Source organism: Microbacterium sp. BWT-B31 (assembly GCF_041379855.1).
Classification (GTDB): domain Bacteria; phylum Actinomycetota; class Actinomycetes; order Actinomycetales; family Microbacteriaceae; genus Microbacterium.
Window position 1 is genome coordinate 58,817 of record NZ_JBFECU010000003.1, and the last position, 23,856, is coordinate 82,672.

Genomic DNA, 23,856 nt, shown 5'->3' on the forward strand with positions numbered 1-23,856 from the left:
CGGGGTCACGGCGCGACGCGCCCGTTGGCGTTGAAGGCGGCGTGGGTGAGCGGCATGAGCCCCTTCCAGACCGACTCCATCTTCTCGGCGCACATCTCGATCTCGCGCTGCGGGAACGACGGGAAGTGCGTCCCCTCGACCTTCGTGCGCAGCGACAGGAAGTTCATCAGCGCACGCGCGTTCATCGTGACGTACATCGAGGAGTAGATGTTGAGCGGCAGTACGATGCGAGCCACCTCGCGCGCGACGCCCGCGGCGAGCATGCGCTGATACGCGGCGAAGGCGAAGGCCGAGGCATCCCTCGTCGCGACATCGACGAGCGCCGTCTGCTCGGGCGATCCCGGCAGGAACTCGTAGGCGCCGGGCTTGCCGACCTGCACGAGGTTGCGTTCGGGCGCCGGCACGTAGAAGACCGGGCGCAGCTCGCGGTAGCGCCCGGACTCCTCGTTGTACGAGGCGATGCGGTGCCGCATGAACTCGCGGAACACGAAGATCGGCGCCTGCACGTAGAACGTCATCGAGTTGTGCTCGAAGGGCGAGCCGTGCCGGTCGCGCATGAGGTAGTTGATGAGTCCGCGGTCGCGGGCGGATGCCTCGGTGCCGGCCGCGGCTGCGTCGAGGGTCTGCTCCCCCATCGTCGACACGCGGGCGGCGAACAGGACGTCGGAGTCCGCGGCGCTGGAGCGCACGATCTCGACGGTCACGTCGCTGCGGAACTCGATCTCGGGCTCGGGAATGGCGTCGGAGTCGGTCACGAGTGCCACGATAGCGGCGCCCGCCGACACGCGCGCGCCGTTCGAGCCGCGCTCGCGGCGTGTCACAGTTCGTCACGGCGGCGCCCTCCCAGCTTCGTGCGGTTAGCCTGGGACGCTGTGGATCTCGTCAGCGCTTTCATCGGCCTCATCGTCCTGCTCGCGGCGACGGTGGGCTTCGGCGTGTTCCTGCGCTGGCGGCAGAGCCGCCCGCAGCGCCACGTGGCCCACGAGATCGTCGAGCCGCACCGGCTCGGGGCCGACACGCTCGGCGCGTCGGCCACCCTGCTGCAGTTCAGCACCGAGATGTGCGCCCGCTGCCCGGGCGTGCACCGCATGCTCTCGTCGGTCGCCGACGCGCACGAGGGCGTGCGTCACCTCGACGTCGACCTGACCCATCGTCCCGACATCGCCAAGCACTTCCACGTGCTGCAGACGCCGACGACGCTGGTCCTCGACCGCAACGGCGCCGTGCAGACCCGCTTCGGCGGCGCCCCCAACCGCGAAGTGCTCGAACTCGAGCTCGCCCGCCTGGCAGGAGTAGCCGCTGATGTCTGACCGTTCCCCCGCATCGCCGCCCCGCGGCGGCATCGACCCCCGCGGGCCCCGCTTCGTCGCGGGCATCACGTCCGTGCTCCTCCTGATCGATGTCTTCCTCGGACTCACGGGGCTGTCGACGGCGCGGGTGTCGGACATCGATCCCGGCTTCGTGATCGGCGGCCCCTGGCTGATCACGCTCGCGACGCCCCTTGAGCGCTTCCTCGACCCGGCGTTCCTGCTGCTGCTGGTCATCGCGCTCCTGTTCGTGTGGAGTGTGGTCTCGCCGCGCACCGCTCCGTGGGGCGTGCTGTATCGCACGCTCGTGCAGCCGCGCCTGAAGCCGCCGACCGAGCTCGAAGACCCGCGCCCGCCGCGCTTCGCGCAGGGCGTCGGCCTCTTCGTCACGACGATCGGCCTCGTGCTGCATCTGGCGGGCGTCCCGTGGGGGCTCACCGTCGCCGCCGCGCTGGCGTTCGTCGCCGCTTTCCTCAACGCCGCGTTCGGGCTGTGCCTGGGCTGCCAGCTCTACCTGCTGCTGCAGCGTGTCGGTCTGGTGGGGCGCGAGCGCCCGCAGACGGCCTGACGAGGCATCCTCCTCGCACATTCCTCCGCGCGAAGGAATGTCAAGCCGTCGCGCGAGGTCGGCACCGATCGTTAGGCTGAGCGCATCGGCGTCCGAGTCACGGAGGCCGACGACAAGGAGGTTCCGATGACCGTCACGAGCGAAGCCAGCACAGCCTGGAAGGGAAGCCTCGTCGATGGCTCGGGAGCCGTCACGCTGGTGACGTCGGGCACCGGCACATTCGACGTCAACTGGAAGGCGCGCAGCGAGGGGTCGGGATCGGTCACCACGCCCGAAGAGCTCATCGCCGCCGCCCACTCGTCGTGTTTCAGCATGGCACTGTCGCACGAGCTCACCCAGAACGGCACGCCTCCCGAGTCGATCGACACCACCGCGTCGGTCACGTTCAAGCCGGGCACCGGCATCACCGGCAGCCACCTCAACGTCAACGCGGTCGTGCCGGGCATCGAGCCCGAGGACTTCGAGCGCATCGCGCAGGCGGCCAAGGCCGGATGCCCCGTCTCGCAGGCGCTCGCGGGCATCGAGATCACCCTTGAGGCGACGCTTGCCTGAACCCCGAGTGCCCCGGCGCGTCGTCATCGGCGGCGCGTCGGGACTGATCGGGCGGGCGCTGACAGACAGCCTGCGCGCCGACGGTGTGGCCGTCACCGAACTCGTGCGACGACCGCCCGAGCATGACGACGAGGTCGAGTGGCTCACGAGCGACACCCCCCTCGACCCCGAGGTGCTCGCCGGGGCCGACGCCGTGGTCGGGTTGAACGGCGCGAGCATCGGGCACTTCCCGTGGACGCCGGCGTACAAGCACACCCTGCTGTGGTCGCGGATCACGCCGACCCAGGCGCTCGCGCGCGCGGTGCGCGAGCAGGGGAAGGATGCTCCCGCCTTCGTCTCCGCCTCGGCGGTCGGCTACTACGGGTCGGCGCCGGGCGAACGCCTGACCGAGGCCGCGCCGCGGGGCGAGTCGTTCCTCGCCGACCTGTGCGGAGAGTGGGAGGGGGCCGCGTTCAGCGCGGGTCCGCACGCGCGTGTCGCGGTGCTGCGCACCGCGCCGGTCGTGCACGCCGAGGGCGTGCTCAAGCCCCTCATGCTCCTGACGCGGCTGGGGGCGAGCGGGCCGATCGGCCGGGGCACGCAGGCATGGCCGTGGATCTCCCTCCACGACCAGGTGCGCGCGATCCGCCACGTTCTGGCTGCCGACCTCGCCGGACCGGTGAACCTCGCAGGCCCGACGCGCGCCACCGCGAACGACCTCGGCTTCGCGCTCGCCGTGCGCATGAACCGGCCGTTCCTGCTGCGGGCTCCGGAGTGGGGCATCCGTCTCGTGCTCGGCAAGGACGCGACCGAGGCGATCCTCACGGCCGACATGCACGTCGTGCCCGAAGCGCTCGAGGAATCCGGGTTCGCGTTCGGTCACCGCACCGTCGAAGACGCCGTCGCAGCCGCCGTTCCCGCGGCCGGCTGACCGGGCGCCGAACGAGGGAATCTCGCGAGACGAGGACATCCTGACGCTCCGCGCCCTCGTTTCGAGAGATCGCCTCGTCTCACGACACGGTCAGCGCCCGTGCGCACCCTTGCGGCCTGACTTCTCCAGCGCGATCGCCCGACGGATCGCCGAGCGTGCGCGGCGCCGGTCGCCGGCGCCGTCATACGCGAGGCCGAGGCGATACCACGCAGCCCAGTCGTCGGGGTGCTCCTCGACGTCGGCGCGGTAGGCCGGGAACAGCGCGTCGCCGTCGGCACGCACGACGCTGCCGCTGGGGCGCACCGCGACCGACTCGGTGGGAAGGCCGCCTTCCTGCTCGAGGCGGCGGCCCAGCTGCTCGGCGCGGACGCCGAACCACAGCTCGCGCCCGAGCGCCCACACCGCGATGAGGGGCAGCACGATGAGCGCCACGCCCATCGCGACGCCGATCGGTTCGCCGCTGGCCACGAGCAGCACGGCGCGCTGGCCGACGAGCACGATGTACAGGGCCAGCGCCACCGCCATCACGACGACGCCGATGCGAGCGCTCATGCGCTGGTCGTGCGCGCGACCTGACCCGCCGCAGCCTCTTCGTCGGCGCCCGGGGCGTCGGCGGCCGGGGCGTCGGCGGCACCGGGGATCCGAAGGCCGAGGTCGATGAAGCTGTCGAGCCCGACCGTCACGCCGCGCGCGTCCCGCGCGGCGTGCAGGGCGATGCGGATGCCGGGGGCGTAGGCCAGCGCCGAGTCGACGGTGTCGTGGGTGATGGTCACCGACTCCCCCGGGCCCGACAAGATGACGTCCTGCTTCGCGACCACCCCGGGCCGGCGGAGCGAATGGACCGGCACGCTCGCGACCTGCTGCCCCCGCGCGCGCTGGTCGACGAAGGGCGACTCGACCGGACCGACCGTGGCCCGCGCGGCGGCGATCACCTCGGCGGTGCGCACGGCGGTGCCGCTCGGCGAGTCGATCTTGGTCTCACGGTGCGCCTCGATGATCTCGACCGACGGGAAGAACGGCGCCGCTGCGGCCGAGAGCGCCGTGGCGAGCACGGACCCGAGCGAGAAGTTCGGCACGAAGACGGCACCCGTGCCGGCCGCGGTCACGAGCGGCCGCACGAGCGCGATGCGCTCGGCGGACCAGCCGGACGTGCCCACGAGGATGTTCACCCCGCGCTCGACGGCTGAGCGCACGACATCGATCGACACCGCCGGGGTCGTGGCGTCCACGACGAGGTCGGCGGTGTCGAGTTCTGCCAGGTCGGAGCCCGACGACAGCACGGCGGAGACCTCGAACCCGTCCTCGGCATCGACGACCGCCCTGATGATGCGACCGAGCTTGCCGGTTCCGCCAACGATTGCCACGCGCGTCGTCATGAGACAAGCCTAGCCGCGGGCGCATCCGCCTCCGGGCGCCCGACCTAGGATCGAGGGATGGTGCAGATCCAGGCGACTCGCCCCGACGCGCCCGACGCGCACGCGCTGCTGCGGGACTACTTCGCGCTGCGCGCATCGATCTTCCCGGGCGGCGGCTACCGCACGGTGTTCCCCGACCCCGAGGCGTTCGAGGCACCCGCGGGCGTGTTCGTCGTGGTGCGCGACGACGACGGCACGGCGGTCGGATGCGGCGGCATCCGTCACCTTCCAGACGGCCCGGCGGGCGTTCGCTACGAGGTCAAGCACGTCTACCTCGCCGAGTCGACGCGCGGCCGCGGGTGGGGCCGGCTGCTGCTGGATGACCTGGAGCGCCGGGCCCGCGAGCTCGGCGCGGCAGAACTCGTGCTCGACACGCACCACACCCTCGAGGCCGCCGGCGGCCTGTACGCTTCGAGCGGCTACCGCTCCGTAGAGCCCTACAACGACAACCCCAACGCGACGCGCTGGTACGCGAAGAGTCTCACGGAGCGATGAGCGACGACCGCACCAGCGCGACGCGTCACCTGTACGACACCGTCGCCGGAACCTACGCCGAGGTCCTCCCGGACACGCGCGCCGAAGCGCCCCTCGATCTCGGCATCCTCGATCAGTTCATCGCGTCCCTGCCGGATTCCGATCTTCCCGTGCTCGACGCCGGATGCGGCACGGGAAGGATGCTCCGTCACCTGCTCGCGCGCGGCGTGTCCAGCCTCATCGGGGTCGACCTCTCGTCCGAGATGATCTCCTACGCCAGGGCGAGCACCCCCGGGGTCGCGATCGAGATCGCCGACCTGCGCGCGCTCCCTTTCGCGAATGCCTCGGTGCGGGCGATCCTCTGCTGGTACGCGATCATCCACAGCCCGCTCAGCGATGTCGCCATCATCGTGCGCGAAGCTGCTCGCGTCCTCGCGCCAGGCGGCCCGATCGTCCTCGGATTCCAGGCGGGCGTGGGCGAGCGCGTGGTCGAGGGAGCCTACGGACACGACGTGCCGCTGCGGGGCGTTCTGCACCAGACGGAGGCGATCGCTCAGCTCCTGGTGGAGGCCGGATTCGACGTGACCGCGACCGTCGACCGCGCGCCGATCGGAACAGAACGCAGCGCGCAGGGTTTCGTGCTGGCCCGTCGCCGCTGACGCGCGTCGCGCTGGCCAACGGAATCGCTGAGCGGAACCGCCGGTGTGCGCCAGGTCAGGCCGGATAGGACTCGGGCAATCCCGTGCGCAGCTCGACAGGCAGGTGCGCGAGGTCGTTGTGCGACACGAGGGTCCACGGACGGCCCTGCCGCTGGGCGATGATCGTCAGCCCGCAGTGTGCCTGGTTCAGCGTCATCCATCGCCAGTCGGGCGCCTGCAGCACCTCGCGCACGAACCACGCGATGACGAAGTTGTGGGTGATGAGCAGTTCATGCACCTCGCCGCGCTTGCGCACGAGGAACTCGCTGACCGCGTCGGACATCTGGGCGCTGCCGGCCTCGATCTCAGCCTCTGTGATCCCGCCGAAGAACGGCTCGAACGCGCCCGGGGTCTCGGGCGTCAGGCCGGTCGGCACGCAGTCGAACAGCAGGGCCGACGGCTGCGGGTCGACCGACGGCATGCGATCGGCGACCGCACGCGCGGTCTGCGCCGCGCGCTCGAGCGGCGAATGCCACACCGCGTCGAAATGCACGCCGGACAGCCGGTCGGCCAAGAGGGAGGCCTGCCTTCGGCCGCGCGGCGACAGGCGCCCGTCGGTCAGGCCGTGCTCGGCATCCTGATGCTCACCGTGACGCACCAGATAGATGTAGTGCGTCACGCCTGCTCACTTCTTCGGGAGGTTCTCGCGCTGGGGGGCACCAGTCCACCCTACGTCACCGCTCCGACACGACCGACCCGGTCGCCGCGTCGGCGCAGCCGCCCCCGCGCGCCCTACTCGGCCGCGCGCGCGATGTCGGCCAGGTGCGCGCGGCTCAGCCGCACGCCCACGCCCTGCATGAGCTCTTCGACGTGCTGCAGGGCGAACGCATTGACGATCGGAGCGGTCACCAGGCGCTGCGCCAGCAGCCACGCGACGGCGACCGCCGCGTCGGGCACCCCGAGCTCGGAGCCGACGCCGTCGAGCGCGCGCAGGGTGCGACTGCCGCGGCGGTTGAGGTTCGCCGCGAGCTGCGCCCCGCGGAACGAGAGCGCGCCGCGCGTGCGCGTGCGGTGGCGCCCCGCGAGAAACCCGTGCTCCAGCGCGTGCGAGGGCGTCACGGCGACCCCCTGGGCCCCTGCGACCAGGCGCAGGTCGGGATCGAACTCATGCCGGCGCAGCACGTTGAACGGCACGTCGAGCACCATGATGCGCGGGAACCCGGCCGAGGCGAAGATGCGCGCCTCGACGAGCTGCGCCGCGGTGTAGCCGATCGCGCCGATGGCGCGGGCCTTGCCCGTCTCGACGAGCCACTCGGCGGTGGCGAGCGTGTCTTCGAGCGCGGTCGCCGAGTCGGCGGTCGCGTCGAGATACAGCACGTCGATGCGGTCGGTGCGCAGGCGCGTGAGGGATGACTCGACCGCGCGCACCAGGTTGACCGGGCCGAGCCCGGGGTGGTCGGGGTTGCCGCCGACGCGCACGCAGAGCACGACGTCGTCGCGCACCCCGCGCGAGTGCAGCCACTGGCCGATGATGTGCTCGCTGCGCCCGCCGGCGAAGCTGTCGGCGGTGTGCACGGCGTTGCCGCCGCGTTCGACGAACTCGTCGAGGATCGCGTGGCTGGATTCGAGGTCGACGTTCCAGCCGAACTCCGCCCCGCCCAGGATGAGCGGAAAGATCTCGGTCCCGGTCTCGCCGAAGCGCACACGCACGGATGCGCCGACGCCGGGGCCCTGCACGGGGATGGGGGTCGACGGATGCGGCGCGAGCGCGCGGGCCGGGGCATCCGTCACCGGAGTCGGAAGTCTCGACTCGACATCGAAATAAGCCATGTGCCACCCCCTCACGAAGTCCCCGGAGGAACTCTTCGTGATCGCGGAACCCGCGCGCCCCCCGGCACGTAACTAGAGATTAGGCCAGCCCGCGGAATGCTCCGTCCACTGAGGCGACACAACGGTAAACATTCCATAACGCTTCCGTCACGGAACGGCGTGGGGCGCCTCGGGTGTCCCCCGTTCGGCGGACATCCGCGCAGAAGGGCGGATGCCCGCCGCTCCGCGAGGGGGCGACGGGCATCCGATCGTTCGAGCGATCCGCCGGATCGAGTGCCGCCGTAGGCGGCGTATCGAGATCCGCCGGATCGAGTGCCGCCGTAGGCGGCGTATCGAGATCCGCCGGATCGAGTGCCGCCGTAGGCGGCGTATCGAGATCCGCCGGATCGAGTGCCGCCGTAGGCGGCGTATCGAGATCAGCCCTCGGCGGGAGCCTCGGGGCCCTCGCTGGCGGCGGCGCGGCCCTCCTGGTCGGCTGCCTCTTCGAGCACCGGCTCGAGCGACAGCTTGCCGCGGTCGTCGATCTTGGTGATCTTGACCAGCAGCTTCTGACCGACCGAGAGGACGTCCTCGACGTTCTCGACGCGCTTGCCGCCGGCGAGCTTACGGACCTCGCTGACGTGAAGCAGGCCGTCCTTGCCGGGAAGCAGCGAGATGAACGCGCCGAAGGTCGCGATCTTGACGACCGTGCCCAGGAACTGCTCGCCGACCTCGGGGTTGGTGGGGTTGGCGATCGCATTCACCTGAGCGCGCGCGGCCTCGGCCGACGGGCCGTCGACGGCGCCGATGTAGACGGTGCCGTCCTCTTCGATAGAGATGTCGGCGCCGGTCTCGTCCTGGATCGCGTTGATCGTCTTGCCCTTGGGGCCGATCAGCTCGCCGATCTTGTCGACCGGGATCTGCACGCTGATCACGCGCGGAGCGGTCGGCGCCATCTCGTCCGGACCGTCGATCGCGGCGCTCAGCACGTTCAGGATCGTGATGCGAGCGTCGTGGGCCTGCTGCAGCGCGGCCGAGAGCACCGACGACGGGATGCCGTCGAGCTTCGTGTCGAGCTGGATCGCGGTGACGAACTCGCTCGTTCCGGCGACCTTGAAGTCCATGTCGCCGAGGGCGTCTTCAGCGCCGAGGATGTCGGTCAGCGCGGCGTAGCGCGTCTGGCCGTCGACCTCGTCGGACACAAGACCCATCGCGATGCCGGCGACGGGAGCGCGCAGCGGCACGCCCGCGTTCAGCAGCGACAGGGTCGAGGCGCACACCGAACCCATCGACGTCGAGCCGTTGGAGCCGAGAGCCTCGGACACCTGGCGGATCGCGTACGGGAACTCCTCACGGGCCGGCAGCACCGGCACGAGCGCGCGCTCGGCGAGGAAGCCGTGGCCGATCTCGCGGCGCTTGGGGCTGCCCACACGACCCGTCTCACCCGTCGAATACGGCGGGAAGTTGTAGTGGTGCATGTAGCGCTTGTGCGTGACGGGCGACAGCGAGTCGATCTGCTGCTCCATCTTGAGCATGTTGAGCGTGGTGACACCCAGGATCTGGGTCTCGCCGCGCTGGAAGATCGCCGAGCCGTGGACGCGCGGGATGACCTGTACCTCGGCGTCGAGCGGACGGATGTCGGCCAGGCCGCGGCCGTCGATGCGGACGCCCTCGGCGAGGATGCGACCGCGAACGATCTTCTTCGTCACCGACTTGTACGCGGCCGAGAACTCGCTCGCGGCCACCTGCGGCAGCTCGCCCGCCTCGATCGCGGCGGTCAGCTCGCCCTTGACGCGGTCCTTGACGGCGTCGTCGGCGTTCTGACGGTCGACCTTGTCAGCGATCTGGTAGACCCCGACCAGCTCGTCGTAGGAGCGCCCGGCGACGAAGTCGTAGGTCTCCTGCGAGTAGGGCAGGAAGACCGGGAACTCCTTGATCTCTTTGGCGGCCGTGTTCGCGACGACGTTCTGCGCCGCGACGAGCTCCTTGATGAAGGGCTTGGCGGCCTCGAGACCCTGCGCGACGACCTCTTCGGAGGGCTTCGTGGCGCCGCCCTTGATGAGGTTCCACGAGTGCTCGGTGGCCTCGGCCTCGACCATCATGATCGCGACCTCGCCGTCGGGCAGAACGCGCCCGGCGACCGTCAGGTCGAACACGGCCTCTTCGAGCACCTTCGTGTTGGGGAAGACGACCCACTGGTCGGCGTGCTCGCCGTGGCCCGGCACGAGCGCGAGCCGGACGCCCGCGATCGGACCCGAGAACGGCAGGCCGGAGATCTGCGTCGAGAGGGATGCCGCGTTGATCGCGAGCGCGTCGTAGAACTCGCCAGGCGCGATCGAGAGCACCGTGACGACGATCTGGACCTCGTTGCGCAGGCCCTCGACGAACGAGGGGCGCAGCGGACGGTCGATGAGACGGCAGACGAGGATCGCCTCGGTCGAGGGGCGGCCCTCGCGGCGGAAGAACGAGCCGGGGATCTTGCCGGCGGCGTACGAGCGCTCCTCGACGTCGACGGTCAGCGGGAAGAAGTCGAAGCCCTCGCGAGGCTGCTTGCTGGCGCTGGTGGCCGACAGGAGCATCGTCTCCTCGTCGAGGTAGGCCGCCACCGCTCCCTGCGCCTGCTGGGCGAGGCGTCCGGTCTCGAACCGGACGGTGCGGGTGCCGAAGCGGCCGTTGTCGAGAACGGCTTCGGCAAACGTGATTTCAGGACCTTCCAAGAGGTCTCTCCTTCTTTGTTTCAACTCGCGCGGCCGTATGCCGCGCGAGTGCGTGCGAAGGAGCAGGAACAGGCAGATCTCGACGCGCGGCAACCACCGCGGAACCGTCTGCGCTGGCCACCAGTAGAAGATCACGATCCGGAGGTCGAGTGCCGCCGCAGGCGACGCTCGGAGATCGGGTGCCGCCGCAGGCGACACCCGGAGGTCGAGTGCCGCCGCGGGCGGTGTATCGAGACCAGGATCGGAATCCACCACAGGGGACCAGCTCCTGCCGGCCTGCTCCGTGAACTCGTGTTGAGTTGGATGGATGCCACGAAGGCAACCTCACCGATCCTATCAGTGCGCCCTTCTTCCGCAGTCATCGGCGGTTTTCGCAACCGGGGCCGCCGGTCGCGCAGGTGGCGGGTCGCGTGGCGCACGCCTAGGGTGGGCGTATGAGCACCGACGAGAAGCCGGCCGGCGCGGCATCCGAAGACATGAAGCGCAAGTTCAAGGAAGCTCTCGACAAGAAGAACTCCCAGCATCGCGACGGCGAGTCGCACCAGAACGCCGACTCGGCGATCCATGGCACGCACGGCGCGATGACCAAGCGGGAATTCCGTCGCAAGAGCGGGTGACCCGAGGAGCGCGCGATGGTGTTCGATCCGACGTTCCACGAGATCTTCGAGCAGGTGGAAGGCGATGAGTGACGTGAGCGACTTCCGCGAGCCCATCCCCGATGACGAGCGCGAGGTGCCGATCGACGACGAGGACGAACTCGAGCTCCCGCCGCCGACGATCGACCCGCGCGAGTCCGTCGAGGTGGAGATCGACGACCTCGAGGTCGAGGAGCGCGAGGCTGCGATCGAGGCCGGAGAGATCGACGCGGACCGCTGAGCCGCCGCTCGCCCCGGTCTAGGAGCGCCCGACCGGCGCCCGCGTGCCGCCGCGGCCGATCACGACGTAGCCGTCGTGCTTGGGCGGCAGGCCGTCACCCGCGGTGCGGCCGCGCAGGCGCCGCCACACCCACGGCAGCGCGTCGCGGCGCAGCCACGAGCCGGTGACCACCTCGTCGTCGTCGGCGTGGAGGGCGGCATCCAGTCCCCCGAGCGTCTCGGCGTCGGGGACGCCCAGCGCGTCCGCGGCGCGATAGGCGAGGAACCGGTGCCCGCGCGAGCGCAGGTGCACCTTGTCGTGCGCCCACATGCCGGGGTCGCCGATCGCCGGAAGCGCCTCGACGTCGAACAGGATCGCGCCGGTCTCGCGCGCGATGCGGCGCAGCTCCGACGCGAACTGCGCGAACCGCCGCGCGAACAGGCGCACCACCCGGCGCCGCGGCAGGAACGGCGTCACCAGCAGCACGTCGATGCCGTGCGCGCGAAGCTCCCGCACGCTGCGCTCCAGCTCCGCGGCCAGGGCGATCGGCCGCGCACCCCACCCGACGAGGTCGTTGGCGCCGATCAGCACCGACACCAGGTCCGGGCGCAGCGCCAGCGCGACGGGGACCTGCTCGCCGACGAGATGGCCGACCTTGCGGCTGCGCACCGCGAGGTTCGCGTACCGCAGCGGTTCGCGGCCCTCGCGCGAGAGCGCGATCAGCTCGGCGAGCCGGTCCGCCCAGCCGCGGTAGAGGCCGGGCGCCATGCGCGACACGTCGCACAGGCCTTCGGTCAGCGAGTCCCCGAGGGCGACGTAGCGCGACCAGCGCGGGGCGGCAGGCGACGGCGCGGGCGGGGCGGAGGGCCGGGTGGCGGCGCGGGCGAGCAGCGCGTCGTCGATGGGGCGCAGCATCCGCGCCTCTTCGTAGTGCCCGACCAGCCGCCGGCCCACGGCGTCCCAGGTGCGCTCGCGCACCGAGTCGCGGGCGGCCTCGGCGAAGGCGCGGCGCTTGCCGTCGTCGCCGAGCAGGTCGGCGACTCGCCCGCGCAGATCGGCGAGGTCGCCCGGGCGGTAGAGCCAGCCGTCGATGCTCGAGCGCACGAGGTCGACGGGACCGCCCACGCCGGTCGCCACGACCGGCACGCCGCTGGCGAGGGCCTCTTGGATGGTCTGGCCGAACGTCTCGCTCTCGCCGGGGTGCACGAACACGTCGAAGCTCGCCAGCGCCGCAGCCAGAGCCGTGCCGGCGAGGTGGCCGGTGAACACCGCGTGCGGGAGGGCGCGCTCGAGCGCCTGGCGTTCGGGCCCGTCGCCGACGACCACCAACTGCGCGCCGGGAAGGTCCGTGATCACGCGCAGGTCGTCGACCTGCTTCTCGGGCGCGAGCCTTCCCACGTAGCCGACGATCGCCCGGCCGGCAGCGACCCGCGCGCGCCAATCGTCGTCGCGGCGGCCGGGGCTGAACAGCTCCGCGTCCACTCCGCGCCCCCACGTGCGGAGTCGGTCGACGCCGAGCCGCTCGAGCTGGCCCATCGAGGCGGACGAGGGCACGAGGGTCATCGTCGCGCGGCGGTGCAGGCGCGCGACATGGGCCGACACGGCGGCGCTCGCCCGCGGCATCCCGTACCGGTCGGCATACGCGATGAGGTCGGTCTGGTACACCGCTACGGCCGGCAGCTTCAGCACGTCGGCGGCCGCCAGCCCCTGCCACCCGAGCACGAACGGCGATGCGAGGTGCACGACGTCGGGCGCGAACTCGGCCAGGATCGCGGTGAGTCGTGCGGCACGCGCGAACACGACACGCACGTCCGGATACGCCGGCAGCGGCACCGAGCGCAGCAGCTCGGCGCGGCCGGCGAAGGGCCGGTCGGCCGGCAGCTCGCCGGCGCGCGGGGCGATCACGAGCGTCTCGTGGCCCTCTCGCGCGAGGTGGGCCAGGACATGGAGGACCGACCCCGTCACACCGTTCATGTGCGGGAGGAAGGACTCTGCCAGCACTGCGACTCTCACGCCTCCAGGGTGACAAGGGCGCGGGGGCCGGATGCCGCGAAACGGCCGCCGTCGACGAGAGTTCACCGTGTTCACGCCCCCGCGTCACCGGAGCGTCCAGCTCCCTGCCGCTCGTTCGCGCGCCGTTCACCCGGCACTGGTACCCACGGAGGCGTGGTCGAGGATGCGCTCAGCGAGCTTGCCGCCAGCCCGTGGGCGCTGCCGCTGCTGTTCGCGCTCGTGCTCGGCGACGCGTTCCTGGTCGTCGTGCCGGGCGAGGCCGCGGTGACGGCGTTGGCCGCGCTCGCCGTGGCGGAGGCGACGCCTCCGCTTGTGGCGGTGATCGTGGTCGCCGCGGTGGCGGCCGCGTGCGGGGACGCCTGCTGCTACCTCATCGGGCGCGTGGTGGGCCTCGAGCGCTGGAGGTGGATGCGCGGCCCGCGCGTGCGGCGTGCGCTCGAGTGGGCTCGCGCGCGCCTGGACCGCCGGGCGGCCGCGGTGCTGTTCACGGCGCGGTTCATCCCCTTCGCGCGGCTCGCGGTGAACCTTTCGGCGGGCGCGGCGCGCATCCCGGCGCCGCGCTATCTCGCGATCGCGACGCTCGCCGCGCTCGGGTGGGCGGTGTACCAGGCGCTCATCGGGGCGGTGGTCGCGGCGATCCTGCCGGGCGGGTCGTTGGCGGCGGTGCTCGTGTCGATCGTGGTCGCCGTCGGGCTGGGGCTGGGGCTGGACGCGCTCATCGGGCGAGGCCGCAAGCAGATTCGGGAGGGATGATCTGTCGCCGGACGCGGCATCAGTGTTACCTTGTAGCTCTACGTACCTAGAACAACAAGGTATTCGGAGGCGCCGTGAAGATCGGCAAAGACCTGGTCGCGGCCGTGGCGACGCCGCTCGTGCTGGGAATCCTCGCCGAGGGCGAGTCCTACGGCTACGCGATCCTGCAGCGCGTGAGCGAGCTGTCCGACGGCGAGCTCGAATGGAGCGACGGCATGCTGTACCCGCTGCTGCACCGCCTCGAGCGCCTCGGCTACGTCGAGGCGGCGTGGGGCGCCTCTCCCACCGGGCGGGCGCGCAAGCATTACCGGCTGAGCGCCGAGGGGCGCGCGGCCTTCGGCGAGCAGCGGCGGCAGTGGCAGGTCGTCAGCGGCGCGCTGCGACGCGTGTGGGACGACCGCGGCGGCGCCCCCGACCTCGCCTGGCAGGGCGCGTGACGATGAGCGACACCGACCCCACCGAGTCACGCGTCGCCCAGTGGCGCGCGTACGTCGCGCAGCGCGACACCATCGCACGCGACGTCGACGAACTCGAAGGGCACCTGCGCGACCAGCTCGAGGGACTGACCGCGTCCGGACTCTCGCCCGACGAGGCCTTCCTCATCGCCGTCAAGCGCCTGGGCGCGCTCGACGACCTGGCGCGCGAGTTCGCCCGCGAGCACTCCGAGCGGCTGTGGAAGCAGCTGGTGGCTCCGGATGCCGCCGCCGCGGCATCCCGCACGCGAGGCTTCTGGCTCGCGCTCGGCCTCGCCTTCGCCGCGGCGGCCGCCGTGCGCCTGGCGATGTCGCCGGCGCTTCAGGACGGCCAGTTCGCGTCCGTCAACGTGAGCGTGCTGGTGCTGCCCTTCCTCGCGGCGTACTTCCTCGTGCGTCGGCGCGCGAAGCTCTCGACCGTGCTGATCGTCGCGGTGCCGTTCGTCGCCGTCGCGGCCGTGCTCAACCTCTACCCCTTCGAGGCGGGGGGCATGACGCAGCCGCTCGCGGCGGTGCATGCGATCGTGGCGCTGTGGCTCGTGTCGGGCATCGCCTACCTCGACGGCGACTGGCGCCGCGCCCATGCACGCATGGACTTCGTGCGCTTCTCGGGCGAGTGGTTCGTGTACTACGTGCTGATCGCCCTCGGCGGCGGCCTGCTCGCCGCCGTCACGGTGGGCGTGTTCGGTGCGATCGGCATCGACGCGCTGCCGTTCATCAGCGAGTGGCTGCTGCCGTGCGGCGCCGCCGGGGCCGTCGTCATCGCGGCGTGGCTCGTCGAGACGAAGCAGAGCGTGATCGAGAACATCGCCCCCGTGCTGACCAGGGTGTTCACGCCGCTGTTCACGGCGCTGCTGCTCGCGCTCATCGCCGCGTTCGCGCTGCAGGGCGTGCTGGCAAGCGACGCCGGCTCGATCGTCGTGTTCGGCGCGCGAGACCTGCTCATCGTGTTCGATGTCGTGGTCGTGGTCGTGCTCGCGCTGCTGCTGTACTCGCTGTCGGCGCGCGATCCCGCCGCCCGCCCGTCGTGGTTCGAATGGCTGCAGCTCGTGATGCTCGCCAGCGCGCTCGCCGTCGACGTGCTGGTGCTCGTGTCGATGATCGGGCGGATCGCCGAGTACGGCGCCAGCGCGAACAAGCTGGCCTCGCTCGGGCTGAACCTCATCCTGCTGGTGAACCTCGCCGGCGCCGCGTGGCTGCAGACCCGCTTCGTGCTCGGCCGCACCGCGTTCGGCCGGCTGGAGCGGTGGCAGACCGCGTTCCTTCCGGCGTACCTGGGGTGGGCGGGGGTCGTGGTGGTCGTGTTCCCGCTCGTGTTCGCATACGCGTAGCAGTCGCGCGGGGGCCTGACCCGGCCGCTGCGGCTGCGCCACGATGGAGGAATGAGCGTCCCCGAACCGGCCCCCGCCGGATACGACCCCGCGTTCCTGGCGCTCGATGTCGCGCTCCCCCGGCCGACGACCTCGGACCGCGCGCACGAGCTGCCCTACCCGCGCTTCACCGTCGTCCTCGACCCCGCGCGGCGCCTTGCGCGCGTCACCGGCGTGAACATCGACGGCGCGGCCCTGCGCGATCTCTCCCGCGCCGGCGAGTGGCACCTCGACGACCGCATCTCGGACGATGACCAGGCAGGCCCTGCGGTGTACGCCCGCAACGACCTCGACCGCGGGCACCTCGTGCGCCGGCGCGACCCCGGCTGGGGCACCGTGCGCGAAGCGCGCGAGGCGATGGCCGCGACCTTTGCCTACCCCAACGCCGCGCCGCAGGCGAGCGCCTTCAACCAGTCGAAGGAGCTGTGGCTGGGTCTCGAGGACCACGTGCTCGGATACGCGGATGCCACGGCCCAGCGCGTCTCGGTCTTCACCGCGCCCGTGCTGCAGGCCGACGACCCGCCGTACCGGGGCATCCTGATCCCGCGCCGGTTCTGGAAGGTGGCTGCGTGGGCCGAAGCCACGGACGCCGGGGCGCGGCTGCGCGCGGCCGGGTTCGTGCTCGACCAGTCGGAGCTCGTCGACGTCAGCGAGGGAGCCTTCGCGCTCGCGCCGCTCGGCGGGTTCCGCACGTTCCAGGTGCCCGTGGGCGACGTCGAGGCGCTCGCCGAGGTCGACCTCGGCCCGCTCGTCGAGGCGGACGTGCTGCCGGATGCGACGCTGCGCGGAGAGGCCGCATGGCGGCCCCTCCGCACGCCGGACGACATCGTGCTGGGCTGACCGCACGCGACTGCTGCAGTCATGCGCGAGTGCTGCGCATCGATGTGGCGCACCTGCACAGAACGGGCGCAGTCGCGTGCGGCTGCCGCCTACTCCCCCGCGAGCCCGCCGAGCAGGTGACCGAAGGAGCGGCCCTCGCCGAGGTAGCTGGCGGGGTCGAACGGGTCGGTCGCGGCCTGGGCATCCCGCCGCGCGATCGCGCCGGCGAATTCGCGCGCCGCCTTCTCGATGCGCTCCGAGAGCGAGGCGACCTGGTCGCCCGAGCCGCCCCAGTCGGCCGACGCCGCGAAGACGCCGGTCGAGACCGGCTCGGCGTGCAGGTAGGCGAACAGCGGCCGGATCGCGTAGTCGATCGCGAGCGAGTGCCGGGCGGTGCCGGCGTTCGCGCCGATCAGGACGGGCTTACCGGTGAGGGCGTCGGGGTCGAGGATGTCGATGAACGACTTGAACAGCCCCGAGTAGCTCGTCGAGAAGATCGGCGTGACGGCGATCACCGCATCGGCCGAGACGACGGCGTTCACCATCGACTCGAGCGCGGGCGGCGCGAACCCGGTGAGCAGATTGTTCGTGATGTCGTGCGCGTAGTCGCGCAGCTCGAACACGTCGACCTCGACCTGGATGTCGCGCTCGGCCAGCTGCGCCGCCGTCGCGGCGGTCAGGCGGTCGGCGAGCATGCGGGTCGACGACGGGTTCGACAGGCCCGCCGAGACGACGGCGATGCGTCGTGCTCCGCGCGCCCCCTGATCGGAAAAGACGGTCATCTCAGGCGTCCTTCCTGGTCGCGGCGGTGCCGAAGGCCGCTCCGGCGGCCGCGACCTGCCGCGTCGCACCGGCGTCCTGGTACGGCGAGCCCGCGGTGAGGTTGTCGCCGCGGTTGGAGCCCGGCACCGCCTGGCGCGGCTCGGCGTCGCCGTAGGCGGCGGTCACGAGGTTCGCGTGGGTGGGGGCATCCGGAACGATCTCGGCGCGACCCTGCTGCAGCTCCTTGCGAAGCACCGGCACGACCTCGCCGCCCAGGATGTCGAGCTGCTCGAGCACGGTCTTGAGGGGCAGGCCCGCGTGGTCCATCAGGAACAGCTGGCGCTGGTAGTCGCCGAAGGTCTCGCGCATGGCGGCGTAGCGGTCGATCACCTGCTGCGGCGAGCCGACGGTGAGCGGGGTCATCTCGCTGAAGTCCTCGAGCGACGGGCCGTGGCCGTATACGGGGGCGTTGTCGAAGTACGGGCGGAAGGCCTTGACGGCATCCTGCGACTTGGCGGCCATGAACACCTGACCGCCCAGGCCCACGATCGCCTGCTCGGGCGTACCGTGGCCGTAGTGCGCGAAGCGCTGGCGGTACAGCTGGATGAGCCGCTGGTAGTGCTCCTTCGGCCAGAAGATGTTGTTCGCGAAGAAGCCGTCGCCGTAGTACGCGGCCTGCTCGGCGATCTCGGGCGTGCGGATCGACCCGTGCCACACGAACGGCGGCACGCCGTCGAGCGGGCGCGGGGTCGCGGTGAAGCCCTGCAGCGGGGTGCGGAACTGGCCCTCCCAGTCCACGACGTCCTCACGCCACAGGCGGTGCAGCAGGTTGTAGGCCTCGAGGGTGATGGGCAGCCCCTGGCGGATGTCCTTGCCGAACCACGGGTACACGGGGCCGGTGTTGCCGCGGCCGAGCATGAGGTCCATGCGGCCGCCCGACACGTGCTGCAGCATCGCGTAGTCTTCGGCGATCTTCACCGGGTCGTTCGTGGTGATGAGGGTCGTGGCGGTCGAGACGATGAGTCGCTCGGTCTGGCCTGCGATGTACGCGAGGGTCGTCGTGGGCGACGACGACCAGAACGGCGGGTTGTGGTGCTCGCCGAGGGCGAACACGTCGAGTCCGACCTCCTCGGCGTGCTTGGCGATCGTGACGGTCGCCTTGATGCGCTCGGCCTCGCTCGGGGTTTTGCCCGTCGTGGGGTCCTCGGTGATGTCGCTCACCGTGAAGATGCCGAACTGCATGCCCGGCCAGTTTGTGGTGTCGCTCACGATCGCTTCTCGCTTTCCGGATGCTGTGGCATCCGCTTCTATGCAAGTGAATGTATCTCGTGGAACGCGTACGCGCCCAGGATATTCCCGCATCGCTGCGGAGCGCGGGATCCGGGGCCGGGTCTACCGCGCGGAGGCGAACAGCGCGAGCATGTCGCGCACGAGCTGGTGCGGGGTCGTCTCGCACGGAGCGTGGCCGGTGGGATAGACCGCGACCCGCGCCCCGATGCGCTCGGCGTACTGCTGGTGCTGGGCGAGCGGCCACAGGTCGCTCTCGCCCACCGCGATGAGCTTCGGGATCGGTGCGGCGGCGACGGCGTCGACGAAATCGGGCGTGGCCATCATGAGAGCCACGACGTCGTCGATGCACGCGCGGGGGGTGGTCGCCATGCGCTCGCGCACGAACGCGATGCGCTGCGGGGGCGTGCGGTTGAGGTTGTAGCGGATGCCCCACAGGATGAGCCCCGCCGCGCGGCTGGGCGGCATGTCCGAGATCGGGCCTATGTGCTTGACCCCGCGAAACACCTGCCCGGCGGCGGGCGGCGCGGCCATCAGCGTCAGCGACGCGAACAGCTCGGGACGCTCGGCGAGCGCGAGCTCGGCGACGAGCCCCGCGAAGCTGTAGCCGAGCACGTGCGCGGGCACGTCGCCGTCCTCGAGGATCGCGATCAGGTCGGCGACGAACAGGGGGTAGTCGTAGTGCTCCCGCGGGGGATCGAGGTTCTGCGGGCCGGCGCCCACCGACTCGTAGTGCCCGGCGAGATCGTAGGACTCGACCCGGCACCCCGCCTCGGCGAACAGCGGGAACAGCCGGACGAAGTCCTCCTTCGACCCGGCGACCCCTGAGACGAGCACGACGCGCGGCGCGCGCGGGGCACCGAGCCGCACGCGGGCCAGTCCCCCGCTCGGTGCGGCGAACACGTCCCGCATCGTGCCCGGCGGAAAGACATGCCAGTCGATGTCTCGGATCTCCTGGTCCAGGCGCAGCGCCTCATCGATCGTGGTCATCGCAGGGCGACACTACCGCGCGGGAAGGCCCTCGAGCTCATCCGCACGCGGTGCGTACTCCACGCGGGCACCGTCGCCGTCGAAGACCTGCACCGGCCGGCGCGCGGACCAGCGCTCCCACCCGGGGTCGCCGTCGACGACGAACGACACCCAGGACCGGTGCATCACGTCGGCGAGCGCCTGCGGCGCATCGGCGCCGCCCATCGCGATCGCGTCCGGCGTGCCGAGCGCGTCGAAGACGAAACCGAGCTCCATCCCGTGCGCGGCGCCGAGCCCCTCGACGGGGCTGCGCCACCCGAACTCGTAGACGTAGGTGGGAGCATCCGCATCGGCGCGACTGTCCGCGAACCGCTGCGCGGGGCCGCGCAGCAGCATGTCGCCCACGATCTCGCCCAGCGTCTCGCCTGCCAGCGCATCCGGCCGGCGCCGCCGGTGCGCGCGGACCACCTTCGCCGGCACGCGGGCTGCCACGCGCGCGATCGACAGCGTCCAGCGACGCACGCGCGCGAGCGCCCCGGTCGGAACGAGCCACAGACGGTATTCCTCGGTCGTCGTGCCGATGAGGACCGGGATGCCGCGACCCGCGCCGGCCACGAGCGCGTCGAGCGGACTCACCGGAACCGCGTCGCCGCCGATCGCCAGGGCCACCGACGGGCCTCCGCCGAGCGGGCTGCCGCCCGCGGCGATCTCGGTCTGCTCGGCGACGAGGTCGGCCGGCGCCACGGCGCTGAAGCCTGCGCGCGTGGCGGGGATGCCCCGGCGCGACGCGATGAGGCGCGACATCCGCCCCGCCTTCTTCGGGTCCTGGGCGACCAGCGGCCCGCTCTGCAGGATCGCACGATCCAACAGCTCGGACGCCTGCGGAAGAGCAAGGAGCGCGGCGAGCGTGTTCGCCCCCGCGGAGTGACCCATCACGGTGACGCGCGCCGGGTCGCCGCCGAACGCGGCGATCTCGCGCCGCACCCAGCGCAGCGCCTCCTGCTGATCGAGCACGCCGAGGTTGTGCGGCACGTCGTCGAGCACGGCGAACCCCTCCTGGCCAAGGCGGTACTGGATCGACACGTACACGATCCCGTGCCGCGCGAAGGCGGTGCCGTCGTAGGCCGGGAGGGCTGCCGCGCCCCGCGTCAGCGCTCCCCCGTGCACGAAGACCAGCACCGGGAGCGCCGCGCCCGCGGAGCGGTCGGCGGGAGTCCACACGTTGACGGTGAGGATGTCGTCGCCGGGCACCGCAACGGTCGGGAGGAACCTCTCGAGGCCTCCGCGGTACGGCGACTGCGGCGCGGTCGGGCCGTACGCGGTGCCGTCGCGCTCCCCGTCCCACGATGCGGGCGGGGCCGGCGGCGCGAACCGACGCTCGCCCACGGGCGGCGCGGCGTACGGGATGCCGAGGAACCGGTCGATGCCGGCGGCGCTCGTGCCGCGCACGGCGCCGGTCGTGACGGACACCACGGGGAAAGCTGCCACTGCGGTCTCCTTCGAACGCGAAAGGCCCGCGGGGCGGGCATCGGGTGACCCCAGGATAGGGTGCCGCATCGTGTTGCTAGTCTCTTTCGATGGTGTCGGTGCGGACGTGGCTTGTCGTCGATGCGGTTCTCGACAACGTGATCTCGACGCAGCTCCAGTCCGGCGGAGGCGACGACGTCGTAAGACGAGCGCAGGCGCTCCGTGAACGCGGCTGGGACCTGGCTGCTGTGCACCCGCTGAGGGGTCAGGGCCCCGTCGGCTGGCCGCCGCTCGACGCTGTGTTCGGCATCGAGCTGGATGATGCGGACCTGGCGTTCGTGGGCGATCGGGTTGACGCTGCCGCCGTCGTGACCGGGCAGATCCTGGCGTCCGATCGACTTCCTCCGACGGTCCGGGCCGAGCAGGAGCAGAGTCTGACGGACCTCGAACGAGCCCGGACTGAGCTCTCGCACTCGCCGGAATCCTCTTCCTGACCGTTGCCCGCACCGTGAAGCACCACGGCCGATCTCTCGCCATGCGGCCCGGATGCGCACGTTCGGCTCGGCCGTGAGCGGGGCGCAGGCCGTGGCCCGTCGGTAACGTGGAACCCGCAATGACCGATCCATCGAGCGCGGCGGCGGCCGCGGCATCCGTCCCTCCCGGTGCTCTCGCGACCGGTTCGACGGCCCTGCCCCGCTCGAAGCGGCGCGTGCCGTTCTGGGACAACGCGCGGTTCGCGTGCATCGTGTTGGTCGTGCTCGGGCACGCGACGCAACGCCTCACGTACGACTCAGACCTCGCTCGGGCGCTGTACGTCGTGGTGTACGCGTTCCATATGCCGGCGTTCGCGATCATCTCGGGGTACTTCTCACGGTCGGAGTCGCCGACGCGCCGCCAGATGGGGCGCGTGATCACCGACATCATCGTGCCGTACGTGATCTTCGAGACGCTGTGGACCCTGACGAAGTGGCTCGTCGAGGGCCAGGCCGACCCCAACCCCACCGAGCCGTCGTGGACGCTGTGGTTCCTGCTCGCCCTCGGGATCTTCCGGCTCGTGCTGCCCTACCTCGCGCTGCTGCGCTGGCCGCTGGTGTGGACGGTCGTCGTCTCGATCGGCGCCGGCTACCTGCCGAACCTCGACTCGACGTTCTCGCTGGCGCGCACGCTGGGGCTGCTGCCGTTCTTCACGCTCGGCTGGTGGCTGCGCGAGCACGATGTCGTGGCGCGCCTGCGCCTGCTCGACCGGCGGCCGTGGTGGGTGTTCGCAGCCGCGCTCGGCGCGTTGGCCGCCGCCGGATGGGCCGCGTGGTTCTTCGTCGACGAAGGGCGCGAGATGCACCTCGGGTCGTGGCTGTTCTACGACGACAACTACTCCGACCTCGGCGGCACCGAGTGGTGGGCGGGCGGGGTGCGCCTGGCGCTGATGGCGGTGGCGATCGTGCTGGCGACCGCATTCTTCGTGCTCGTGCCGCGCCGCAACCGGTGGTGGACGCACTTCGGCCAGTACACGATGTACGTCTATCTGCTGCACTCTTTCGTGCTGTACCCGTTCCGCGAGTCCGGCGTCCTGCGAGATGCCGAGCCGACCTGGATCTGGCTGCCGGCGGTGATCGTCGCCTCAGTGCTGATCGCGCTCGGGCTCGCGACCAGGCCGGTGCGGTGGCTCTTGCGCCCGCTGGTCGAGCCCCGGCCGTCGTGGCTGTTCGCCGATCGCAGCCTCGCGCGCCGCGAGGGGTATCGCAGCGACCCGACCGGATCGCGGCGGCCGCGCGAAAACCCGCCCGCGCCGCGGCGGGCCGATCCACGGCAGAACGGCTGAGCTGCCGAACGGCGCTATCGCGGCGGCCGGGGCGAGGGGAACTGCGTGCGCAGGAACGCGTCGAACGCGCGATCGGGCAGCACCTTGCGCAGCCCCAGCGTGAGCCCCGCGGATGCCGCGACACGATAGCGCGTGCGCGGGCGGCCGGCCTCGATGGCGCGGCGCACCGCGTTCGCGACCTCCTGCGGCGAGCAGGCGAGGCGGCCCATCGGGCCGTCCTCCCACGTGAGGGTGACATCGGCGATGCGCTGGTTGTAGTCGGCCCAGACCGGGTCTGCCTCGGACGCGTCGCGTTTGGCGGCCGCCGCATGGCCGAGCTTCGTGCGCACCATCCCGGGCTGCATGAGCGAGATGCCGATGCCGAACGGGCGCTGCTCGTACCGGACGGCATCGGTGATCGCCTCGAGCGCGTGCTTCGAGGCCGCGTAGATCGCGAAGCCGGGCATCGCCCACCGGCCGTTCATCGAACCGACGTTCACGATCCTCCCCCACCGCTGGGCGCGCATGCCGGGAAGCACGAGCTGCGTCATGCGGATCGAGCCGAACAGGTTGGTCTCGAAGAGCGCTCGCATGCGCTCGAGCGGCACGGTCTCGACGGCCCCGAGCTCCTGAATGCCCGCGTTGTTCACGAGCACGCCCACCGCGCCCTGCTCGGCCGCCACCGTCTCGACCGCGGCGGTGGCGGATGCCTCGTCTGTCACGTCGAGCTGCAGCAGACGGCATCCGCTCTGCTCCAGGTCGGCGATCGACGCGAGCCGGCGGGCCGTGGCGTAGACGGTCATGCCACGCGCGGCGAGGGTCGACGCGATCTCGCGTCCGATCCCCGTCGAGCATCCGGTGACGAGCACAGCGCGCGAGACGGCCCCCATGAGACACGTT

The 23,856-nt window shown here is 71.5% G+C and carries 26 protein-coding genes; 14 read left to right on the forward strand and 12 right to left on the reverse strand.

Annotation, left to right across the window (positions count from 1 at the left end; translation table 11 throughout):
• Positions 1-5: 5 nt before the first annotated feature.
• Positions 6-755: an FAD-dependent thymidylate synthase gene (gene thyX / locus AB1K54_RS04585; protein ID WP_371201537.1), complete on the reverse strand. Its 750-nt coding sequence runs from the start codon at positions 753-755 to the stop codon at positions 6-8.
• Positions 756-872: 117 nt separating this feature from the next.
• Here thyX and AB1K54_RS04590 point away from each other — a divergent pair, with 117 nt between their 5' ends.
• The 4 genes from AB1K54_RS04590 (at position 873) to AB1K54_RS04605 (ending at position 3,337) form a co-directional block, all read left to right on the forward strand.
• Positions 873-1,310 carry a TlpA family protein disulfide reductase gene (locus AB1K54_RS04590; RefSeq protein ID WP_371201538.1) on the forward strand — a complete coding sequence of 146 codons (438 nt, stop codon included), beginning with the start codon at positions 873-875 and terminating at the stop codon, positions 1,308-1,310.
• A complete protein-coding gene (locus AB1K54_RS04595; protein WP_371201539.1) occupies positions 1,303-1,875 on the forward strand; it encodes a DUF4395 domain-containing protein in 573 nt (190 codons plus the stop codon). The genes AB1K54_RS04590 and AB1K54_RS04595 overlap by 8 nt, the downstream gene beginning before the upstream one ends.
• Before the next feature lie 126 nt (positions 1,876-2,001).
• Positions 2,002-2,427, forward strand: a complete 426-nt coding sequence (locus AB1K54_RS04600) for an OsmC family peroxiredoxin (protein WP_371201540.1) — start codon at positions 2,002-2,004, stop codon at positions 2,425-2,427.
• A complete protein-coding gene (locus AB1K54_RS04605) occupies positions 2,420-3,337 on the forward strand; it encodes a TIGR01777 family oxidoreductase (RefSeq protein ID WP_371201541.1) in 918 nt (305 codons plus the stop codon). The genes AB1K54_RS04600 and AB1K54_RS04605 overlap by 8 nt, the downstream gene beginning before the upstream one ends.
• Positions 3,338-3,427: 90 nt before the next feature.
• Here the strand turns inward: AB1K54_RS04605 and AB1K54_RS04610 are convergent, their stop codons facing one another.
• Together AB1K54_RS04610 and dapB are read right to left on the reverse strand one after the other, a co-directional pair.
• Positions 3,428-3,889: a hypothetical protein gene (locus AB1K54_RS04610; protein WP_371201542.1), complete on the reverse strand. Its 462-nt coding sequence runs from the start codon at positions 3,887-3,889 to the stop codon at positions 3,428-3,430.
• The gene (dapB, locus tag AB1K54_RS04615; protein ID WP_371201543.1) at positions 3,886-4,713 is read right to left on the reverse strand and encodes a 4-hydroxy-tetrahydrodipicolinate reductase; all 828 of its coding nucleotides are present in this window, start codon (positions 4,711-4,713) and stop codon (positions 3,886-3,888) included. The genes AB1K54_RS04610 and dapB overlap by 4 nt, the downstream gene beginning before the upstream one ends.
• A gap of 57 nt (positions 4,714-4,770) precedes the next feature.
• Here dapB and AB1K54_RS04620 point away from each other — a divergent pair, with 57 nt between their 5' ends.
• Entirely contained in the window at positions 4,771-5,247 is a 477-nt protein-coding gene (locus AB1K54_RS04620; RefSeq protein ID WP_371201544.1) for a GNAT family N-acetyltransferase, read from the forward strand.
• Positions 5,244-5,885, forward strand: coding sequence for a class I SAM-dependent methyltransferase (locus tag AB1K54_RS04625; protein WP_371201545.1), 642 nt, complete (start codon positions 5,244-5,246; stop codon positions 5,883-5,885). Before AB1K54_RS04620 ends, AB1K54_RS04625 begins: the two co-directional genes overlap by 4 nt.
• Positions 5,886-5,940: 55 nt before the next feature.
• On the opposite strand, the gene AB1K54_RS04630 is transcribed toward AB1K54_RS04625, so the two are convergent.
• From AB1K54_RS04630 to AB1K54_RS04640, 3 genes are all read right to left on the reverse strand, one after another.
• A complete protein-coding gene (locus tag AB1K54_RS04630; protein ID WP_371201546.1) occupies positions 5,941-6,543 on the reverse strand; it encodes a histidine phosphatase family protein in 603 nt (200 codons plus the stop codon).
• A 113-nt stretch (positions 6,544-6,656) separates the two neighbouring features.
• The gene (locus AB1K54_RS04635; RefSeq protein WP_371201548.1) at positions 6,657-7,694 is read right to left on the reverse strand and encodes an aldo/keto reductase; all 1,038 of its coding nucleotides are present in this window, start codon (positions 7,692-7,694) and stop codon (positions 6,657-6,659) included.
• A 416-nt stretch (positions 7,695-8,110) separates the two neighbouring features.
• Complete coding sequence (locus AB1K54_RS04640; RefSeq protein ID WP_371201549.1) at positions 8,111-10,390, reverse strand: polyribonucleotide nucleotidyltransferase; 2,280 nt, start codon at positions 10,388-10,390, stop codon at positions 8,111-8,113.
• A gap of 434 nt (positions 10,391-10,824) precedes the next feature.
• On the opposite strand from AB1K54_RS04640, the gene AB1K54_RS04645 reads away from it, so the two are divergent.
• A complete protein-coding gene (locus AB1K54_RS04645; RefSeq protein ID WP_371201550.1) occupies positions 10,825-11,007 on the forward strand; it encodes a DUF5302 domain-containing protein in 183 nt (60 codons plus the stop codon).
• Between the two features lie 64 nt (positions 11,008-11,071).
• The gene (locus tag AB1K54_RS04650) at positions 11,072-11,266 is read left to right on the forward strand and encodes a hypothetical protein (RefSeq protein WP_371201551.1); all 195 of its coding nucleotides are present in this window, start codon (positions 11,072-11,074) and stop codon (positions 11,264-11,266) included.
• Positions 11,267-11,284: 18 nt separating this feature from the next.
• Here AB1K54_RS04650 and AB1K54_RS04655 read toward each other — a convergent pair whose 3' ends face one another.
• Complete coding sequence (locus AB1K54_RS04655) at positions 11,285-13,258, reverse strand: glycosyltransferase (RefSeq protein ID WP_371201552.1); 1,974 nt, start codon at positions 13,256-13,258, stop codon at positions 11,285-11,287.
• A gap of 153 nt (positions 13,259-13,411) precedes the next feature.
• On the opposite strand from AB1K54_RS04655, the gene AB1K54_RS04660 reads away from it, so the two are divergent.
• The 4 genes from AB1K54_RS04660 (at position 13,412) to AB1K54_RS04675 (ending at position 16,694) form a co-directional block, all read left to right on the forward strand.
• Positions 13,412-14,011: a DedA family protein gene (locus AB1K54_RS04660; RefSeq protein ID WP_371201553.1), complete on the forward strand. Its 600-nt coding sequence runs from the start codon at positions 13,412-13,414 to the stop codon at positions 14,009-14,011.
• Between the two features lie 74 nt (positions 14,012-14,085).
• Positions 14,086-14,448: a PadR family transcriptional regulator gene (locus tag AB1K54_RS04665; RefSeq protein WP_371201554.1), complete on the forward strand. Its 363-nt coding sequence runs from the start codon at positions 14,086-14,088 to the stop codon at positions 14,446-14,448.
• Positions 14,449-14,450: 2 nt separating this feature from the next.
• On the forward strand, positions 14,451-15,815 hold the full coding sequence (locus AB1K54_RS04670) for a permease prefix domain 1-containing protein (protein ID WP_371201555.1): 1,365 nt from the start codon (positions 14,451-14,453) through the stop codon (positions 15,813-15,815).
• Between the two features lie 51 nt (positions 15,816-15,866).
• The gene (locus AB1K54_RS04675; RefSeq protein ID WP_371201556.1) at positions 15,867-16,694 is read left to right on the forward strand and encodes a DNA/RNA non-specific endonuclease; all 828 of its coding nucleotides are present in this window, start codon (positions 15,867-15,869) and stop codon (positions 16,692-16,694) included.
• 89 nt (positions 16,695-16,783) lie between these two features.
• On the opposite strand, the gene AB1K54_RS04680 is transcribed toward AB1K54_RS04675, so the two are convergent.
• The 4 genes from AB1K54_RS04680 to AB1K54_RS04695 all read right to left on the reverse strand — a co-directional run bounded on the left by AB1K54_RS04680 (position 16,784) and on the right by AB1K54_RS04695 (position 21,179).
• A complete protein-coding gene (locus AB1K54_RS04680; RefSeq protein WP_371201557.1) occupies positions 16,784-17,455 on the reverse strand; it encodes an FMN reductase in 672 nt (223 codons plus the stop codon).
• 1 nt (position 17,456) lies between these two features.
• Positions 17,457-18,677, reverse strand: a complete 1,221-nt coding sequence (locus AB1K54_RS04685; protein WP_371201787.1) for an LLM class flavin-dependent oxidoreductase — start codon at positions 18,675-18,677, stop codon at positions 17,457-17,459.
• A 150-nt stretch (positions 18,678-18,827) separates the two neighbouring features.
• Positions 18,828-19,712: an alpha/beta fold hydrolase gene (locus AB1K54_RS04690; protein WP_371201558.1), complete on the reverse strand. Its 885-nt coding sequence runs from the start codon at positions 19,710-19,712 to the stop codon at positions 18,828-18,830.
• Positions 19,713-19,724: 12 nt separating this feature from the next.
• Positions 19,725-21,179: a carboxylesterase/lipase family protein gene (locus tag AB1K54_RS04695; protein ID WP_371201559.1), complete on the reverse strand. Its 1,455-nt coding sequence runs from the start codon at positions 21,177-21,179 to the stop codon at positions 19,725-19,727.
• 89 nt (positions 21,180-21,268) lie between these two features.
• On the opposite strand from AB1K54_RS04695, the gene AB1K54_RS04700 reads away from it, so the two are divergent.
• Positions 21,269-21,652, forward strand: a complete 384-nt coding sequence (locus tag AB1K54_RS04700; protein WP_371201560.1) for a hypothetical protein — start codon at positions 21,269-21,271, stop codon at positions 21,650-21,652.
• 119 nt (positions 21,653-21,771) lie between these two features.
• Complete coding sequence (locus AB1K54_RS04705; RefSeq protein WP_371201561.1) at positions 21,772-22,977, forward strand: acyltransferase family protein; 1,206 nt, start codon at positions 21,772-21,774, stop codon at positions 22,975-22,977.
• A gap of 14 nt (positions 22,978-22,991) precedes the next feature.
• On the opposite strand, the gene AB1K54_RS04710 is transcribed toward AB1K54_RS04705, so the two are convergent.
• Entirely contained in the window at positions 22,992-23,846 is an 855-nt protein-coding gene (locus AB1K54_RS04710; protein WP_371201562.1) for an SDR family NAD(P)-dependent oxidoreductase, read from the reverse strand.
• Positions 23,847-23,856: the final 10 nt, after the last annotated feature.

Excerpts from the sequence above, each read along its gene's own strand:
- AB1K54_RS04595 (WP_371201539.1), top strand. The coding sequence starts at position 1,303 with ATGTCTGACCGTTCCCCCGCATCGCCGCCCCGCGGCGGCATCGACCCC.
- AB1K54_RS04600 (WP_371201540.1), top strand. The coding sequence starts at position 2,002 with ATGACCGTCACGAGCGAAGCCAGCACAGCCTGGAAGGGAAGCCTCGTC.
- AB1K54_RS04610 (WP_371201542.1), bottom strand. The coding sequence starts at position 3,889 with ATGAGCGCTCGCATCGGCGTCGTCGTGATGGCGGTGGCGCTGGCCCTG.
- dapB (WP_371201543.1), bottom strand. The coding sequence starts at position 4,713 with ATGACGACGCGCGTGGCAATCGTTGGCGGAACCGGCAAGCTCGGTCGC.
- AB1K54_RS04620 (WP_371201544.1), top strand. The coding sequence starts at position 4,771 with ATGGTGCAGATCCAGGCGACTCGCCCCGACGCGCCCGACGCGCACGCG.
- AB1K54_RS04625 (WP_371201545.1), top strand. The coding sequence starts at position 5,244 with ATGAGCGACGACCGCACCAGCGCGACGCGTCACCTGTACGACACCGTC.
- AB1K54_RS04635 (WP_371201548.1), bottom strand. The coding sequence starts at position 7,694 with ATGGCTTATTTCGATGTCGAGTCGAGACTTCCGACTCCGGTGACGGAT.
- AB1K54_RS04645 (WP_371201550.1), top strand. The coding sequence starts at position 10,825 with ATGAGCACCGACGAGAAGCCGGCCGGCGCGGCATCCGAAGACATGAAG.
- AB1K54_RS04650 (WP_371201551.1), top strand. The coding sequence starts at position 11,072 with ATGAGTGACGTGAGCGACTTCCGCGAGCCCATCCCCGATGACGAGCGC.
- AB1K54_RS04670 (WP_371201555.1), top strand. The coding sequence starts at position 14,451 with ATGAGCGACACCGACCCCACCGAGTCACGCGTCGCCCAGTGGCGCGCG.
- AB1K54_RS04675 (WP_371201556.1), top strand. The coding sequence starts at position 15,867 with ATGAGCGTCCCCGAACCGGCCCCCGCCGGATACGACCCCGCGTTCCTG.
- AB1K54_RS04680 (WP_371201557.1), bottom strand. The coding sequence starts at position 17,455 with ATGACCGTCTTTTCCGATCAGGGGGCGCGCGGAGCACGACGCATCGCC.
- AB1K54_RS04685 (WP_371201787.1), bottom strand. The coding sequence starts at position 18,677 with ATGCAGTTCGGCATCTTCACGGTGAGCGACATCACCGAGGACCCCACG.
- AB1K54_RS04690 (WP_371201558.1), bottom strand. The coding sequence starts at position 19,712 with ATGACCACGATCGATGAGGCGCTGCGCCTGGACCAGGAGATCCGAGAC.
- AB1K54_RS04700 (WP_371201560.1), top strand. The coding sequence starts at position 21,269 with ATGGTGTCGGTGCGGACGTGGCTTGTCGTCGATGCGGTTCTCGACAAC.
- AB1K54_RS04705 (WP_371201561.1), top strand. The coding sequence starts at position 21,772 with ATGACCGATCCATCGAGCGCGGCGGCGGCCGCGGCATCCGTCCCTCCC.
- AB1K54_RS04710 (WP_371201562.1), bottom strand. The coding sequence starts at position 23,846 with ATGGGGGCCGTCTCGCGCGCTGTGCTCGTCACCGGATGCTCGACGGGG.